17 protein-coding genes are annotated in these 14,933 nt (G+C 41.1%); 5 read left to right on the top strand and 12 right to left on the bottom strand.

Annotation, left to right across the window (positions count from 1 at the left end; all coding sequences use genetic code 11):
• Positions 1-67 precede the first annotated feature (67 nt).
• Positions 68-226 (bottom strand): hypothetical protein, encoded by a 159-nt coding sequence (locus BSG1_RS20780; RefSeq protein WP_006836156.1) that lies wholly within the window; start codon positions 224-226, stop codon positions 68-70.
• 108 nt (positions 227-334) lie between these two features.
• Between BSG1_RS20780 and BSG1_RS06470 the strand changes: the two genes are divergently transcribed.
• Both BSG1_RS06470 and pheA read left to right on the top strand, forming a co-directional pair.
• On the top strand, positions 335-781 hold the full coding sequence (locus BSG1_RS06470; RefSeq protein WP_006836155.1) for a universal stress protein: 447 nt from the start codon (positions 335-337) through the stop codon (positions 779-781).
• A 183-nt stretch (positions 782-964) separates the two neighbouring features.
• Positions 965-1,816 carry a prephenate dehydratase gene (gene pheA, locus BSG1_RS06465; protein WP_006836153.1) on the top strand — a complete coding sequence of 284 codons (852 nt, stop codon included), beginning with the start codon at positions 965-967 and terminating at the stop codon, positions 1,814-1,816.
• A 107-nt stretch (positions 1,817-1,923) separates the two neighbouring features.
• Here pheA and BSG1_RS06460 read toward each other — a convergent pair whose 3' ends face one another.
• The 7 genes from BSG1_RS06460 to BSG1_RS06430 all read right to left on the bottom strand — a co-directional run bounded on the left by BSG1_RS06460 (position 1,924) and on the right by BSG1_RS06430 (position 9,025).
• Positions 1,924-2,763, bottom strand: coding sequence for an EcsC family protein (locus BSG1_RS06460; RefSeq protein WP_006836152.1), 840 nt, complete (start codon positions 2,761-2,763; stop codon positions 1,924-1,926).
• 169 nt (positions 2,764-2,932) lie between these two features.
• Entirely contained in the window at positions 2,933-4,039 is a 1,107-nt protein-coding gene (locus BSG1_RS06455; RefSeq protein WP_006836151.1) for a type I restriction endonuclease, read from the bottom strand.
• A 158-nt stretch (positions 4,040-4,197) separates the two neighbouring features.
• Positions 4,198-5,385 (bottom strand): acetate kinase, encoded by a 1,188-nt coding sequence (locus tag BSG1_RS06450; protein WP_006836150.1) that lies wholly within the window; start codon positions 5,383-5,385, stop codon positions 4,198-4,200.
• Between the two features lie 492 nt (positions 5,386-5,877).
• Positions 5,878-6,864: a class I SAM-dependent methyltransferase gene (locus BSG1_RS06445; RefSeq protein ID WP_006836149.1), complete on the bottom strand. Its 987-nt coding sequence runs from the start codon at positions 6,862-6,864 to the stop codon at positions 5,878-5,880.
• 164 nt (positions 6,865-7,028) lie between these two features.
• Positions 7,029-7,529 carry a thiol peroxidase gene (gene tpx, locus BSG1_RS06440; protein WP_006836147.1) on the bottom strand — a complete coding sequence of 167 codons (501 nt, stop codon included), beginning with the start codon at positions 7,527-7,529 and terminating at the stop codon, positions 7,029-7,031.
• A 204-nt stretch (positions 7,530-7,733) separates the two neighbouring features.
• Positions 7,734-8,216, bottom strand: a complete 483-nt coding sequence (gene ytfJ, locus BSG1_RS06435; RefSeq protein WP_006836146.1) for a GerW family sporulation protein — start codon at positions 8,214-8,216, stop codon at positions 7,734-7,736.
• A gap of 101 nt (positions 8,217-8,317) precedes the next feature.
• Positions 8,318-9,025, bottom strand: coding sequence for a DUF2953 domain-containing protein (locus BSG1_RS06430; RefSeq protein ID WP_232214203.1), 708 nt, complete (start codon positions 9,023-9,025; stop codon positions 8,318-8,320).
• 161 nt (positions 9,026-9,186) lie between these two features.
• Here BSG1_RS06430 and BSG1_RS06425 point away from each other — a divergent pair, with 161 nt between their 5' ends.
• Positions 9,187-9,957, top strand: a complete 771-nt coding sequence (locus tag BSG1_RS06425) for an SRPBCC domain-containing protein (RefSeq protein WP_006836144.1) — start codon at positions 9,187-9,189, stop codon at positions 9,955-9,957.
• A gap of 34 nt (positions 9,958-9,991) precedes the next feature.
• A complete protein-coding gene (locus BSG1_RS06420) occupies positions 9,992-10,429 on the top strand; it encodes an SRPBCC family protein (RefSeq protein ID WP_006836143.1) in 438 nt (145 codons plus the stop codon).
• 256 nt (positions 10,430-10,685) lie between these two features.
• Here the strand turns inward: BSG1_RS06420 and BSG1_RS06415 are convergent, their stop codons facing one another.
• Together BSG1_RS06415 and sppA are read right to left on the bottom strand one after the other, a co-directional pair.
• Entirely contained in the window at positions 10,686-11,195 is a 510-nt protein-coding gene (locus BSG1_RS06415; RefSeq protein WP_006836141.1) for an RDD family protein, read from the bottom strand.
• Positions 11,196-11,215: 20 nt separating this feature from the next.
• Positions 11,216-12,280 (bottom strand): signal peptide peptidase SppA, encoded by a 1,065-nt coding sequence (sppA, locus tag BSG1_RS06410; RefSeq protein ID WP_006836140.1) that lies wholly within the window; start codon positions 12,278-12,280, stop codon positions 11,216-11,218.
• A 182-nt stretch (positions 12,281-12,462) separates the two neighbouring features.
• Here sppA and BSG1_RS06405 point away from each other — a divergent pair, with 182 nt between their 5' ends.
• Positions 12,463-13,263 (top strand): NAD kinase, encoded by an 801-nt coding sequence (locus tag BSG1_RS06405; RefSeq protein ID WP_006836139.1) that lies wholly within the window; start codon positions 12,463-12,465, stop codon positions 13,261-13,263.
• 90 nt (positions 13,264-13,353) lie between these two features.
• On the opposite strand, the gene BSG1_RS06400 is transcribed toward BSG1_RS06405, so the two are convergent.
• Together BSG1_RS06400 and rarD are read right to left on the bottom strand one after the other, a co-directional pair.
• Complete coding sequence (locus BSG1_RS06400; protein WP_044022512.1) at positions 13,354-13,791, bottom strand: DUF4181 domain-containing protein; 438 nt, start codon at positions 13,789-13,791, stop codon at positions 13,354-13,356.
• 144 nt (positions 13,792-13,935) lie between these two features.
• Entirely contained in the window at positions 13,936-14,871 is a 936-nt protein-coding gene (rarD, locus tag BSG1_RS06395; protein ID WP_006836137.1) for an EamA family transporter RarD, read from the bottom strand.
• Positions 14,872-14,933 lie beyond the last annotated feature (62 nt).

Genomic DNA, 14,933 nt, shown 5'->3' with positions numbered 1-14,933 from the left:
GGAGTTAGAGCTCTTTTAACAAACAAAAATACTGTCCCCAATGATTCCGCGGACAGCATTTTAAAAACTACATTTTCTTTTCATCTTCAAACAAATTTGAGTTCAAAGGTCCTGCCTCACCATCATGCAGCCCTGACTCATAGGAATCCATGATTTGCATAGAGGTCTGCTCGGCTGCACGTTCGTCATAAAAACTTTGCTGTTTTACCCGGTTCTTTTTTTCCATTGTTTAATGTCCTCCTTTTCCGGAAAAATAATTACTAATATCTTTTGTTAAGGTGTAACAATTATTAAAGGAAATATATAGTAAACTATAGATAAGGAGTGATGAGCCATGACTTTGAAATATAAAAATATACTGGTAGCCGTTGATGGGTCAAAAGAAGCGGAATGGGCGTTCAAGAAATCAATTGATATTGCTTTACGTAATGATGCAACTCTTTCGATTATCCATGTCATCGATTCAAGATCGTTTGCAACAGTTGAATCCTACGATCAATCTGTAGGTGAAAGAGCCAGCCAGTATGCCGAAGAAATCATGACTTCTTATAAAGAACAGGCAGAAAGGGCGGGCGTAACCGATGTCCACATACTGATTGAGTACGGTTCCCCTAAAGCTGTCATCCCGAAAGATGGAGCGGAGAAAGCCAATGCAGATCTCATTGTGTGCGGAGCAACCGGCTTGAGTGCGATGGAAAGATTTCTGATTGGCAGCGTGTCCGAACATATTACCCGCTCAGCTGAATGCGATGTACTTGTAGTCAGAACAGATGATCAGTAAATATTATTTAAATTATTCAAGCTTGCAGGATCTTTTCTGCAAGCTTTTTTCTTTCTTCTCTGGAGAGACACCCTGCTGCAGTCGGAAAAATAATATTAAAATAATTTTTCAGCCTTTTTATATACAACCATATCGACAACATGTTAGAATGTTCAATAAATTTTCTCGAAGGGAAGAATCCAATTGAAAATTGCCTATCTGGGACCACAGGCTTCTTTTACAGACCTGGCTGTAAGAAAAGCTTTTCCGAAAAGAGAAACAGTACCATGTGTGACAATACCTGACTGCATCGAAGCGGTTATCGAAGAGAAAGTTGATTATGCGGTTGTTCCTTTGGAGAATGCACTCGAAGGGTCAGTACATATTACGGTTGATTACTTGTTTCATGAAGAAAATTTATCCATCGTAGCTGAACTTACTTCCCCCATACAGCAGCATTTTATGGTACACCCTAAACATTTTGATTGCGGGATAAAGCCGGATAAAATCCTGTCCCATTCCCACGCATTGGCGCAATGCCATAAATTCCTTCACAGCAATTTCCGGGACACGCCGTTAGAACAGACGACCTCGACATCTGCAGCCGCAAAATATTTAAGTGAGCATCCCGAGGAGAATCTTGCTTCAATAGGAAATGAATTATCTGCAAGAGAATACGGACTTAAGATCCTGCATGAAAACATCCATGATTTTGCCTACAATCATACCCGGTTCATCGTTTTACATAAGAAACCAGTCAGACTGCAGCTTCTCAATAAAAAAAGCACAGAAAAAACAAGCTTGATGGTAACATTGCCGAAAGACCGTTCCGGCGCATTGCATCAAGTCCTTTCCGCATTTGCATGGAGGCAGCTGAACCTCAGCAAAATTGAATCACGGCCGTTGAAGACTGGCTTGGGCGATTATTTTTTTCTAATTGATGTAGATCAAAGCATGGATGATATATTGCTTCCGGGTGCCATCAGAGAAATGGAAGCTCTCGGCTGTGAAGTCAAAATGATCGGTACATATTCTTGTTACCTTTTGAATGATTAGTGCGGACAAAAGATAAGGAGGTCAGATTCTGTATTAGCAAATCTGACCTCCTTAATAAAAATTCTCACTGCAGCTACGTTAAACCAGTCGGGGAGCAGCAGAAAAACTTACTCTTCCAAACGCTTCCTGGATAGATAACGATACTGATAATATTTTTCTGCGAAATCATTAATCTTTCTTGTGTATTGATAATTGAACCCTGCTCCAACTGCCATACTGATTAAAGGCATTCCGGACAAGCGTTTTCTTCGGAACGTTGTAATCACCATTGCTTTAAGCAAATGCTTTAATGGACCTTCCAGCCATGTATAATCCGTCAGCTTTTCAGTTCCATTATAGAAATAGTCATTTTCTTTTTTCTCAAGTTCCTCCATTAGCTCTTCCCAGGCTTCTGCCCTCAGCCTGGCCGGAAGCGTAGCCGCATGGAAAACTTTCAATGATGTCATCATTTCAAAAGGTGTCTGGACGTCAAAACCATACGAAATTGCAACCAGCTGTACAGAACGCAGATTGATAACAGCCATTGCCGGCAAGTCCGTGCTCAGAGCAGCCGCTCCTCCAGTCCCCGTCATTCCGCCTTGAATGAAAGAGTACAGCTGGTGTCTCCCTGTATGCTGCATGGCAATGTAATGCAGCTGGTCAATCGTTAGTAAATGAAGGTCTTCTATTGTGTCGATCTCATGGTTGAATGCACGCGCGGTTTTTAATATTCGCTCCCGTGCATCATTTTGAAGCTGTGAGCCCTGAAGTAAAGAATGCAGGTGAAACAGCCATCCGTCAAGCCTTTGGAAGAACTGTTCCTGTAATTCGACCGGGAGCGTGGAAAAAGCACTGTCCAGCCATTTTACATATGTATTCTCAAGATCATTCGCTTCATAATCGTACAAGGAATCCTGCCACTGCCGGATTTCCTCCAGAACCTGTTCATCTCTTTCAGACCATTCCATCAATTTTCAACCCCTTATGAAGACATGATTACTTTTAATATACCATAACAGTGGGGAGAGTCATATACGACTCATTTTTCATACAAACTGTACTGACTTTTTGCAAGCAAAAAAGAGCGAAGAACTCCTTCACCCTTTAGCTATTGATTATTTTAAGGTTGGTTATCTATCATTTACTTACTAAGGTCTCAAATTGTCTTGCAACAGCAAGAATCTCGTTTTTATAATTTGTAATTTCATTAACTGACTCGATTTTGATATTAGTTCTACTTTCATTATTTAACTGAATGTATTTATTAGACCCATTAAATCCCAATCTACAAATCCACTTTCTTATATTATCATCCAATAGTACATTGAAGTAACTTTTATTGTCCCTATAATAAACTCTTGCAGGATCAAACTCCTCTTTTAGTATTAGTTTGACTAGAACATACCCTTCAATTTCTTCTTCGGTTGTATGAATCTCGTCTTGCTGAGATTTAACTTCGGTTGGAATGTTTTCTTTTTCCTTTTCAACCTCTATAGCTGCATTAATATTAGGATCCTCATTATTTTCACTAGAAGAATTCAGTGCCTTTTGTAATTTATCATTTACTTTCTCATTAACAAATTGATTCAATGATTTTTTTACCAAATCTCTAAAATTATCTACAACCTTTTTGGTTTTCACCCCTTGGTAAATATCATTAAGAATGACTTTGATAAAATCCTCTGATGGCTCTTCCCACTGTCGACCTAGGTATTGCTTTATCTCACCTGTATACTTCAATTCAGAGGCTGTTGTAAGAACATTAACTACATCAAAATCATTCTTACGGAATTTAGCAAGCTCAACTATGTCTACTTCTTTCAAATCTAACATGTTAATAGTGAAAAAAGGCTTTTGATCCATTTTATTTTGCTCTTCTAAGTCAGTGAAAAACTTGTATTCAACACCATTAGTAAGGATAGCAAATTTAGCTTTTGTTGTTCCAAAATATCGGAATAATTGTGAATCATGTTTTGTTAAAACTTCATTAACACTCTTTGCTTCAATTAAAATTACTGGATCATTATCTTGCATAATTGCATAATCGATTTTTTCACCTTTTTTAATTCCTACATCAGCTACAAATTCAGGAACTAATTCCTCTGGGTTAAAAATATCATATCCTAGAGCCTGAATTAACGGCATTATTAAAGAAGTTTTTGTGGCTTCTTCTGTAAGAATATTTCCCTTAATTCTTTCAATCCGGCCCGCTACACTTTTAATCTGCTGCTTAAAATCCTCCATCTATTACACTCCTCACTCATACTGTTTAGAATAATTTTCCACTTAATTATAACAGACAGAATATTAGCTGTCTGTTATTTTTAGAATTTTCAATAATTAAGATTGTTAATAATATAGAAAAAGACCCCACAATTGTGAGGTCTTGATAAAAGACATTATTATACAGTCAAACGCTGAACATCACGGGCGATCATGACTTCTTCGTTTGTTGGGATGATCATAACTTTAACTGGTGAGTGAGGATAGTTGATGAATGTTTCTTCTCCTCTTACCTTGTTACGGGCAGGATCCCAGTAGATGCCCATGAATTCAAGGCCTTTCAAAACTTTTTCACGAACGATGTCGCTGTTCTCACCGATACCTGCTGTAAAGATGATAGCATCTACACCGTACATGCGGGATGCATAAGAACCGATGTACTTGTGGATACGGTTTGCAAACACTTCAAGTGCCAGTTCAGCACGCTCGTTGCCTTCTTCCGCCTGGCTTTCAATATCACGCAGGTCACTGGATAGCCCAGAGACACCAAGCATACCAGATTTTTTATTCAGTACATCAAGGACTTCATCCGCTGACTTCCCTGTTTTCTCCATGATGAATGGAATAAGGGCAGGGTCGATGTTACCTGATCTCGTTCCCATGGCTACACCTGCAAGCGGTGTGAATCCCATGGATGTATCAATTGATTTCCCGCCTTCAATAGCAGCAATACTCGCACCATTGCCAAGGTGGCAGGAGATCAATCTCAGCTGCTCTTTTGGACGGCCGAGCATTTCTGCGGCTCTTTCAGATACATATTTATGAGAAGTTCCGTGGAAACCATATTTACGGATACCATAGTTCTCATAATACTCGTAAGGCAGGCTGTATAGGAAAGAACTTTCCGGCATTGTTTGGTGGAAAGCTGTATCAAATACCGCTACTGCAGGGACATTTGGCAGGACACTTTGGAATGATCTGATACCTGTCACATTGGCAGGATTATGAAGAGGGGCAAGTTCAGAAAGCTCTTCAATTTTTTCGATTACTTCTTCCGTAATGATTACGGAATCATTGAAAATTTCGCCGCCATGCACGACGCGGTGTCCAATTCCTTCAATCTCATCAAGCGACTCAATGATGCCTGCTGAAGTCAATTTGTCCAATAGCATTTTCACGGCTACTTCATGATTAGGAATATCCGTTACTTCTTTCTGTTTCTCTCCATTTACGGAAATACTGAAAACAGAGTCATTCAATCCGATACGTTCGATTAAACCTTTTGTAATTACCTCTTCTTGAGGCATTTCGAAAAGCTGGAATTTTAAAGAAGAACTCCCAGCGTTGATTGCGATCATTTTTGCCATTCTAATACCGCTCCTTTTTTTCTGTTCAGTCTGAACTCGTAACTCTCTATCATAGTTTGTTCATTTCAGGACTTAATATCTCTCAATTTTTCATTAAATCACTGCTTGTTGGCCTTTTCAAGGGTAAGCTTCCGAGGTAATCGTTTACATCTTAAATTAAATATATTCAGAAAATAACATATAAGCGAAAAGTTCCCGTCCAGCGGCATACGTATAGGAATTAGACCGTACCAAGATAAAAAAGACTTTTGTGAACTATAAAAGATGATTCCCTCTCCAGATAACGTATTTAAGTTAATTTAGAAGTTAGGAAAGAAAAACTGAACTTAAGGAGTGAATCATTACGGGAACAAACGCTTTATCACTTTAAAGTACTAAGAGGGACTGTCCCTTTTAGTGCTTTAAAGTAGTTAGGCATGAGAATGGATTTTTCCCACAAAAAAGGTAAAGCCCCATAAACAACGTGACTTTACCTTACTTATTTCTTTTCCCTTATTTGTTTTCCTTAAACCACTGCTCCAACTTGCCAAGCATGTTTTCCATCGCTTTTTGATTGGACAGGGACGGCATGTTTGCCATCAGAACTTCTTTAGGCGGTTTGATATCCGCTTTCTTCTTTTGCAGGATCAGGATGCTCTTTGCTGATTGTTCATTTTTAAAAAGTGACATTGGCAGCTGAAGCAAACCTTGAATGTAAACTTGGTCTTTAAAGAAGGCATGGAGCTTTTTTGCCTCATCTGATTCAAAAAGATGATTCGGGACCAGGAAGAATAAATAACCACCTGGGTTCGTATGCTTAATGCTCTGTTCAATGAAGAGATGATGTGAATAGGAATGTCCTTCATCACTTTTGAGTTCATATTCTGCCGCTCTTAAATCATTCGGATAATATCCGACAGGCAGATCACTGATAACGACATCGACCGGATCAATGAACAACGGCTCGAGCGAATCCTGGTTGAATAGCTGAAGAGGGTGCTTTTGCAGATTCGCCCCAATGTAGGAAAGCTTGATCAATAGGTCATCGATGTCCGCTCCGATGGATGCTGTTTTCTTGTCTCCCAATCCATTCAGCACGGTTGTCAGCAAGTTGCCGGTGCCGACCGCAGGATCCAACACACGAATCTCCTGGCTGCCGCTTGTGAATTTTCCAACCAGATAACTGATGAACATCCCAATAGCATCAGGAGTCATCTGATGATTAGGCTGCGAACTTTCCTTCATTCCTTTAAGCATTGCAAGCTGAAGGGCTTTCCGTATCTGTTCTTTGCCCATCTGCTCCAATCCGGCTTCCGCATATTTCTTTTCGAGTCTTTTCTTGCTCAGTTCGTTTAACTCGTCTTGCAGCACGTCTTGATGAAAAAGATTTTCACCACTTTCTGCAACGGCTTCTAAATATGTATAAGATAATTCTTCTTGGAGGATCAATGCTGTCTCATCTAACACATTGAATAGGTTTTCTGTTGGAGAAACTGTCATAGGTTCTCTGTCTCCTTTACTATTAATTCTTTCTCTATTTTACCTTTGTCAGAACTTGTGTCAAAGAAGATGCCACTTTCGGACCTGATATTTCTACCAAACAAAAACTGACCCTGTCGGATTACTCCCGGGTCAGTATCATCATGAATTATCAAAACACCTTGTTACTTAGCGTTTTTCACCGCTTCAATAGCTGCATCATAGTCAGGGTGGTTAGTTCCCTCACTGACATATTCAGCGTACGTCACTTTGTCGTTGCTGTCGATAACGAACACGGCACGAGCAAGTAAACGCAGTTCTTTCATATGAACGCCATAAGCTTCACCGAAAGACATGTCGCGATGGTCGGAAAATGTTTTAACATTCTCCAGTCCGTTCGCTCCGCACCAGCGTCTTTGAGCAAATGGCAAGTCTGCGGAAATTGTCAGGACTTCCACATTGTCAATGCTTCCAGCTTCTTCGTTGAATTTTCGTGTCTGCGCGTCGCATACCCCTGTATCAAGAGATGGTACGACACTGATCAAACGCACTTTTCCTTTCGGGTCGTTAAGAGATACTTCTGATAGATCGTTAGCTAAAACAGTAAAGTCAGGAGCCGTGTCACCAGATTTTACTTCGTTTCCTAAAAGAGTCACAGGATTATTTTTAAATGTGATATCAGCCATATTGAAATACCTCCTCTATAAGTATGAATCTCTTCAATCGTACATAACGGCATGATGCGAAATCAACTAATTTGATTATAGAATGCGATACCGTATGGTTTCTAAAAAAACTCTATGTAGTGGCTGTCTCCGTTTGACAAACAATGAGGACTGATCAGGTCGCACTCTGTGATGTCCCCTGATCAGTCCATTAGTTTGTCAGTATTAAAAATCAAACGATTGATTCTGACCTTGATTCTGATTCTGCTGTTGTCCTTGACCGTTGTTCTGATTATTGTTTTGGTTATTCTTTTTCATCATTCCCTGAATTTTCTCCATCACGCCCGGAGCTAGGTCAACCAGCTTTTCTAATAGATGCGTGTTTTCATCAAGATGGAGCATTTTAATTCCTTTTGACCCTACGATCAAAAACGCAATTGGCGTTATAGAGACTCCTCCCCCGCTACCTCCGCCAAAGGGCTGCTTCTTCTCGCCTTGTTTGTCATCCTGGACACCCTTACCGCCTTTACCCTTGATGACGAATTCGCTTCCTCCAGCCGCAAATCCAAAACCGACCTTTGAAACGGTTAGAATGACGCTTCCATCAGGCGTTTCAACAGGATCTCCGATAATCGTATTCACATCGATCATTTCTTTTAAATTTTCCATTGCTGTGGTCATAAGTCCTTCAATTGGATGATCAGACATAAGATTACCTCCTAAAATGTTATGTACAGACCCTTTAGCACTCTAAAGCACCGTAGGGGACAGTCCCTCTTAGTGCGTTAGTGTGGTAAAGCGTTGTCTAGTTAGACTGATTGATTCTTTTCTGACACTACGGAAAGGGGTTTCGATTGAAACTTCGGTTTTCCGCCTTTCCAGAATTTGATCAATTTAATTCCTGCTAACATAGCATGCCCGATGCGAAAAGTTATGATACATGAAAAGTCCGTTTGAATGATTGCTTTTTGAAAACTCGGAACCACTGCTATTTGCGGCATCTCCTGAAGGTTCATATAGCCGCTTACGACACCTATGACCCCTCCCTTCGCACCCCAGATAAGACCTGTCATCGTCCCGGTTGATGCTGCATCCCCAGTCCCAAAAACAGTCTGCCACTTCACATCGTAAACGTTTATTTTACTGAAGAAAGTTCGTACAATCCGATGAAGACCTGCCACATGTTGAAGGAGCTCCCGAAAATCCTTCAGAGAAGTCATGATTTCTTCCGGCGTCTCTTTTTTCAGCTTTTCTTTTTCGGTCCCTTTGCCTTCCTCGCCTTTCTCGGTCTTTTCTTCAAATACGAGGTTAGGTCCGTCATCATCCACCTTGACCATCGGCACTTCTACTTTATATTTTATTAACCCGAACCATGCCCTGAACTGAATGGTAAAATGGTCATTATCATTTCCATGATAAAGTGAAATTGTAATCGTCAGCTTGGTAATGATGATGAGTAATAATAAGAATAATAGCAGGCCTATAACTACGATCAGTGTAATAATCCACCCATTCACTTTTTTCACAACCCTTCAATTAGTAAGTATTGGCTATTCTTTCCCAAAATACACCTTTAGTTCTGCCAGAGAAAAAATAAGAAATTGAATTGTTTTTTGCAAACCTACACGTTACCATTTAGTCACATATTAAATTGATATTTACTAGAAAGGATATTTTTATGGAAGACCATCTTTCACCATTATTCAAGGCATTATCTCATCCGATCAGAAGAAGGATTCTTGATATTCTTAAAGAGTCTCCATCAACAACTGGTGAACTCAACAACCACTTCCCGGAAGTATCACGTTACGCCATCATGAAGCATTTAACGGCTTTACAAGAAGGAAATTTGATTCTCTCGAGGAAAAAAGGCAAATACAGAGTGAACTTCCTAAACGCAGTTCCCCTTCAGGAAATGCATAACCGCTGGGTAGGAAAATATATGGAACCGGCTGCCGCATCGCTTCTAAACTTAAAAGCAGCAGCAGAAGAAACAGGAGGAAAAGATATGCAAAACAAAGTTTTTCAAATTGAGCAAGAAACCCTTATTAACGCTCCCCGTGAAAAAGTGTTTAAGGCATTGACGGAAAAAGTCGAAAGCTGGTGGGAATTCCGTCTCGCACCGGAAGGAAAAACATCAACTTTAACACTGAATCCTGTTCCGGGTGGACAATTTCTTGAAACATGGGAGAAGGATGCCGGTGCTGTCTGGGGAAATGTGTACTTTGTTAATGCTCCGAAGGAAATCAGAATCCAGGGACACCTCGGCATGCAAGGAGCCGTTAACAGTGCCTACACTTATCGTTTAAGTGAGGAAAATGGGGTAACAACCCTCCAGCTTTCCCATACGGCTTCCGGCCTGATTGAAGATGAATGGGAAGAAAGCCATAGAAAAGGCTGGGAACACCTATTGGGAAATTTGCTGAAAAATTATGTCGAAGGAAAATAACAGTCTATTATGCTAACCTACCGGAGGAACAAATATGGTAAATGTACTAACAGAAATAACGATTGAAGCACCAGTATCAAAAGTGGCAGCCTATGCCGCTGACCCAGATAATGCCCCACAGTGGTACAACAACATTTCAAGCGCCGAATGGCAGACGCCAAAACCTCTTCAGCTCGGTTCAGAAATTGCATTTAAAGCTGATTTCCTTGGACGCAAGCTATCTTACACTTATAAAATAGTCGAATACATCCCGGAGAAGAAACTGGTCATGAGAACGGCACAAGGACCCTTCCCAATGGAAACGACGTATACATGGAGAGCTGTAGATGAGCGGAACACTTTGATGACTCTGCAAAACAAAGGCAAGCCTGCCGGGTTTTCCAAGTTGTTCTCTCCGTTCATTGCGCCAATGATGAAGAAAGAGAACAAGAAAGATTTGCTGAAGATAAAAGGTATATTGGAAAGTAACTAGCCTTAAATACTGAAAGAAGCAGCCGTCATTTTGATGGCTGCTTCTTTCGGGTTTATGGTGACACGTGAACGATTCATGGGACCACTTGCTTCATAAGACCACTTTGCCACTTTTTCACAGCTTAGAGTGTCTCATAAACGATCCATAGGACCACTTTCCCGCTTTTTCTCCACTTTGGGTGTCTCATGGCCGCTTCACAGGACTACTTTCCCGTTTTCCATCACGCAGCATGTCTCATAAAAGCGCTGCTGAAAATCTACCCCTGAGCACTCACCGGTCTATACACCGCCGCCCGCTTCTCACGAATGACAGTTGTATCCGCAAACAAGTCATGGATCCCCTGCTTTTTATTCGTGAACGCTACGACGATATATAAAATTAAGATGCTCGCAGAAATGAATCTGCCTATCAATTCCCTAAAGATGACGGTTCCCCATTTCAACGGTTTTCCATCCAACTCTATGACCTTCAATCCAAAAGCCATTTTTCCCAGAGTCTGCCCAAAATACTTGGTCATCAAAACAAAATAACCATAAAAGATGATGGAGCTTAAAATCGATATCGGGGCGAACAGATCATCTTTTACCAAAGATAGGTCAAGGGCTCTGAAGATAGGGTAGACAATCAGCCTGCCTATGCTGGAGATAACGACCAGATCCAGGAGATAGGCCCAAAATCTCATCCAGAAGCCGCCTAATTCAAAAACGTTCTCTTCCTTATCCTGTTGGGTTGTCATGATTTCTTCGTGATTACTCATGTCGCTCATGAACGGTACCTCCTCTTAAGTTATTCCGCATAGAGATACATCAGACGCGGTGAATTAGGCTGAGATAATATTTTCATCAAGGCTGCCGCTTCGATATCTCCACCAGCCAGCCTTTTGGCTCCCATATCCAATAGAGAAGCAAAGCCGCCGTCATTTGTATACTCGATGACCTGCGCATCCTCAAGCTTAAGGTCCTTCTTCATTTGCGCGATCACATCTTCAATATAGCCAAAATCATCAATTAAATTGATTTCCTTTGCCTGGATACCATCATAGACCCGGCCATCTGCAATCTTCTTTACTTGATCCTCGGACATTCCACGCCCTTGAGCGATGACATCCACAAACCCTTCATAAGAGTTATTGACCATGGATTGAAGGATTTCCCGCTCCTCTTCTGTCATTTCCCTTGTAGGGCTCATGATGTCTTTATGCGGCCCGCTTTTGATGGTGACAAAATCAACACCGTATTTTTCCGCCAGTTCAGAGTAATTGATGCTTTGCATGATGACACCCAGTGAACCCGTGAGTGTTTCTCTGCTGGCGAAGATTTTCTCTGCAGGTGCTGCAATATAATAACCGCCGGAAGCAGCCATTGAGCCCATAGAAACATAGATCGGCTTCTTGGCTTCTTCCTGTATTTCAACAAGCTTTTCGTGGATTTGGGCACTTTCCACTACACCGCCGCCAGGGGAGTTCACTTTTAAGATCACTGCCCGGATGCTGTCATCTTCCTGGACTCTCCTCAATTGTTCCATGAATAGCTCGTGATTGTACCCCGGACTTTCAAAAATCGACGTCGCCGTATTCACATCCTGAATGACGCCTTCAACTTCCAAAACGGCAATTCTTTTCGCAGCAGAGCCCTCTTCTATAACCTCCTCAGTAAAAGGATTTTCCGCCCCTGCAAACATATCTTCAAACGCCTTATCAAAATCACCCGTCATGGCTGAACTCGCAAAATTGGCCACAACCGAAAAAATGAATAGGCCGGCAGCAATTGCGAGTGCTGTCCAACGTTTTCCACTCATATACATTTTCCTCCTCTTCTTCTCTTCATGATTGAATACGTGCTTCACTATCATAAAGTTTCACTATCATGATAAAATAATGATGCATGCAAACTGCATCGCGTCTCACAGAATGTACCTCAAAGAAAATCACCAAGAGCAGCAGCAAATTGCATATAATCATTATTCTAGCAAAATCTAACGTGATTGGAAAAATTCAGGCAAAATTACTGATTAATTTTTGAGGAGGCATAAACATGAATGAAAGACGAAACTTATATTTTTACACACTAAAAGATAAAGAAACACTCCAGCAGGCCGAAGAGCTATCACGCCTTGCCGAGGAGTATGGCTTTAATGTTGTTAAGAACGAAAAAGAGGCAAACATTATTGTAAGTATCGGAGGAGACGGTGCATTTCTGCAGGCTGTCCGTACTACAGGGTTCCGCCAGGATTGCCTGTATGCCGGTATTTCTACAACCGGCAGCTTAAGCATGTATTGTGACTTCCACATTGATGATACCGACAAGATGATAAAGGCAATGACAGAAGAAGAAATCGAAGTCCGCCGTTACCCGACCATTGATGTAACCATTGATGATCAAGCAACCTTCAAGTGCCTGAATGAATTCAGTATCCGTTCTGGAATCATCAAAACATTCGTAATCGAGGTACATATCGATGACCTTCACTTTGAGACATTTAGAGGAGACGGCATGGTCATCGCCACACCAACAGGCAGTACCGCTTACAATAAATCAGTAAACGGAGCGGTCGTGGACCCGATGCTCCCTTGCCTGCAGGTCAGCGAGCTTGCATCGTTGAACAACAACCGTTACCGCACGCTCGGATCTTCCTTTATTTTAAGCGGGGACCGCAAACTGAAACTGGAAGTCGTGCAGGACGGCAATGACTACCCTTCAATGGGAATGGATAACGAGGCCGTCGGTATTCAGCACGTGAAACAAGTCGTCTTTGGACTGAGTGAAGATAAAATCAAAACCGTTAAACTGAAAGACAACTCCTTCTGGGAGAAAGTAAAAAGAACGTTTTTGTAGGAACTATCCATCATTAAGACGAGCAAACAAGCCTTAAAGGGGAAAAGTGAAAAGAAGCCTGACGGACAGGCTTCTTTCTTATGTAACAGATTATTCACTTGAAAGCGCATAATAATTAAAAAAATATATATCCATCACTACTAGTAAAATCAGTATAAATCCAAGTTGAGCAAGGGTGAATTTATAATCATTTTCATTATCAGCATGCTTCTTTTCCATTACCGCCCTGGTCACTTCAAGCGCAATGATAAAAGGGATGAGAAGGATATGTGTTTCTAAATACCAGAGTCTTTCTTCCGCCAAAAAGATATTTATGAAGCTCGTGATGAGCAACAATACAAGAAAGGACCACCTTATTCTCCACTCAATTTTTTTATGTTTCTCATTTACATGATTATAAGAGAAAAACTTTTTCTTTTGTACCCTGAAGTAATTTCTTAGAATGATATTAACTATAAAAAGGATCAGGCTAAAACTTCCTATGATGATAAAAAGATGCCACCAAAATTCCGCCACCAGGCTTTGCATGTTGTCCCCTCCTTTTGCATTCCTATGAAGCTTCTCAATGAGTGAATATTCCGCCACTTAATACTACCATATCATTACCAATTACCCCACAGAAGAAAAAATCAAAAAGCCGACAGCCATCAAGGCTGCCAGCTTCAGTTCCAGCTATGCACATTTTTCCTGGGTTTTCGTTTTTCGCTTCACCCTCTTCATTCTTGAAACAGAGAAAATCGTCAATGCTGACCAAATGAAAGTGAATGCAATCAGATGAGTCTGAGTAAAAGGCTCTCCATAGAGGAATACCCCTAAAATCAATGTAAGGGTCGGAGCGATGTACTGCAGAAACCCTACCATATATAAAGGAATTCGTTGCGCCCCTTTGGCAAAATAGAGAAGCGGTACAGCCGTTACGGCACCTGCGCCAATCAATAGCAAATCAGTTCCTGCTGAAAACTGAAACAAAGAAATATCTCCTTTAGAAGACAAATAGATCAGGTAGATAAGGGCAAATGGCGCTGTGGTCATGGTTTCCAGCGTCAAACCGATATCCGAATCCACTTTGATCAGTTTTTTTGCCAATCCGTACAGACCAAAGGAAACTGCAAGCCCAATGGCAATCCAAGGGAATCTTCCGTAAGAAGCAGTCAGAACAATGACCCCTATAGCTGCCAATATGAAAGAAACCACCTGAGCTTTCGTCATTTTTTCTCTTAAAATGAAAACTCCAAGCAAGACACTCACAAGCGGATTGATATAGTACCCGAGACTTGCTTCAACCATCTGATCGGTGTTGACCGCCCAGATGTAAATAAACCAGTTTGCGCTGACAAGAAGAGAGGCGGTTGCCAATGCAGCAAGCTTCTTCTTTGTGTTCATCATTCCCTTTATCATATCCCAGAAAGCAGGGAACTTTTTGATGACGATTAAAACGACAATCATAAACCAGAATGACCAGAATATCCTGTTTGCTAATATTTCATCTGCCGGTACATGATTCAGCAACTTCCAATAAATCGGCAAGAGTCCCCATAGAAAATAGGAAAATGCCGTATACAGAATACCAGCTTGTTCTTCTGTCTTAATGCCGGCCACCCCTTTCAAAACTATTTCTACTCTCGAAATAATTTCATTATATATCGGTTCCTCCCAAAGGGCAATCTGAA

The sequence above is a fragment of the Bacillus sp. SG-1 genome (assembly GCF_000181495.1).
In the GTDB taxonomy this organism is placed as follows: domain Bacteria; phylum Bacillota; class Bacilli; order Bacillales; family Bacillaceae_B; genus Rossellomorea.
This window is presented reverse-complemented; position numbering and strand designations above follow the sequence as displayed.

Coding starts and splice junctions, on each gene's coding strand:
- tpx (WP_006836147.1), bottom strand. CDS start 7,529: ATGGCTGATATCACATTTAAAAATAATCCTGTGACTCTTTTAGGAAAC.
- ytfJ (WP_006836146.1), bottom strand. CDS start 8,216: ATGTCTGATCATCCAATTGAAGGACTTATGACCACAGCAATGGAAAAT.
- BSG1_RS06445 (WP_006836149.1), bottom strand. CDS start 6,864: ATGACAGTTTCTCCAACAGAAAACCTATTCAATGTGTTAGATGAGACA.
- BSG1_RS06425 (WP_006836144.1), top strand. CDS start 9,187: ATGGAAGACCATCTTTCACCATTATTCAAGGCATTATCTCATCCGATC.
- BSG1_RS06455 (WP_006836151.1), bottom strand. CDS start 4,039: ATGGAGGATTTTAAGCAGCAGATTAAAAGTGTAGCGGGCCGGATTGAA.
- BSG1_RS06470 (WP_006836155.1), top strand. CDS start 335: ATGACTTTGAAATATAAAAATATACTGGTAGCCGTTGATGGGTCAAAA.
- BSG1_RS20780 (WP_006836156.1), bottom strand. CDS start 226: ATGGAAAAAAAGAACCGGGTAAAACAGCAAAGTTTTTATGACGAACGT.
- BSG1_RS06460 (WP_006836152.1), bottom strand. CDS start 2,763: ATGGAATGGTCTGAAAGAGATGAACAGGTTCTGGAGGAAATCCGGCAG.
- BSG1_RS06400 (WP_044022512.1), bottom strand. CDS start 13,791: ATGCAAAGCCTGGTGGCGGAATTTTGGTGGCATCTTTTTATCATCATA.
- BSG1_RS06420 (WP_006836143.1), top strand. CDS start 9,992: ATGGTAAATGTACTAACAGAAATAACGATTGAAGCACCAGTATCAAAA.
- sppA (WP_006836140.1), bottom strand. CDS start 12,280: ATGATAGTGAAGCACGTATTCAATCATGAAGAGAAGAAGAGGAGGAAA.
- BSG1_RS06415 (WP_006836141.1), bottom strand. CDS start 11,195: ATGAGCGACATGAGTAATCACGAAGAAATCATGACAACCCAACAGGAT.
- BSG1_RS06450 (WP_006836150.1), bottom strand. CDS start 5,385: ATGGCAAAAATGATCGCAATCAACGCTGGGAGTTCTTCTTTAAAATTC.
- BSG1_RS06405 (WP_006836139.1), top strand. CDS start 12,463: ATGAATGAAAGACGAAACTTATATTTTTACACACTAAAAGATAAAGAA.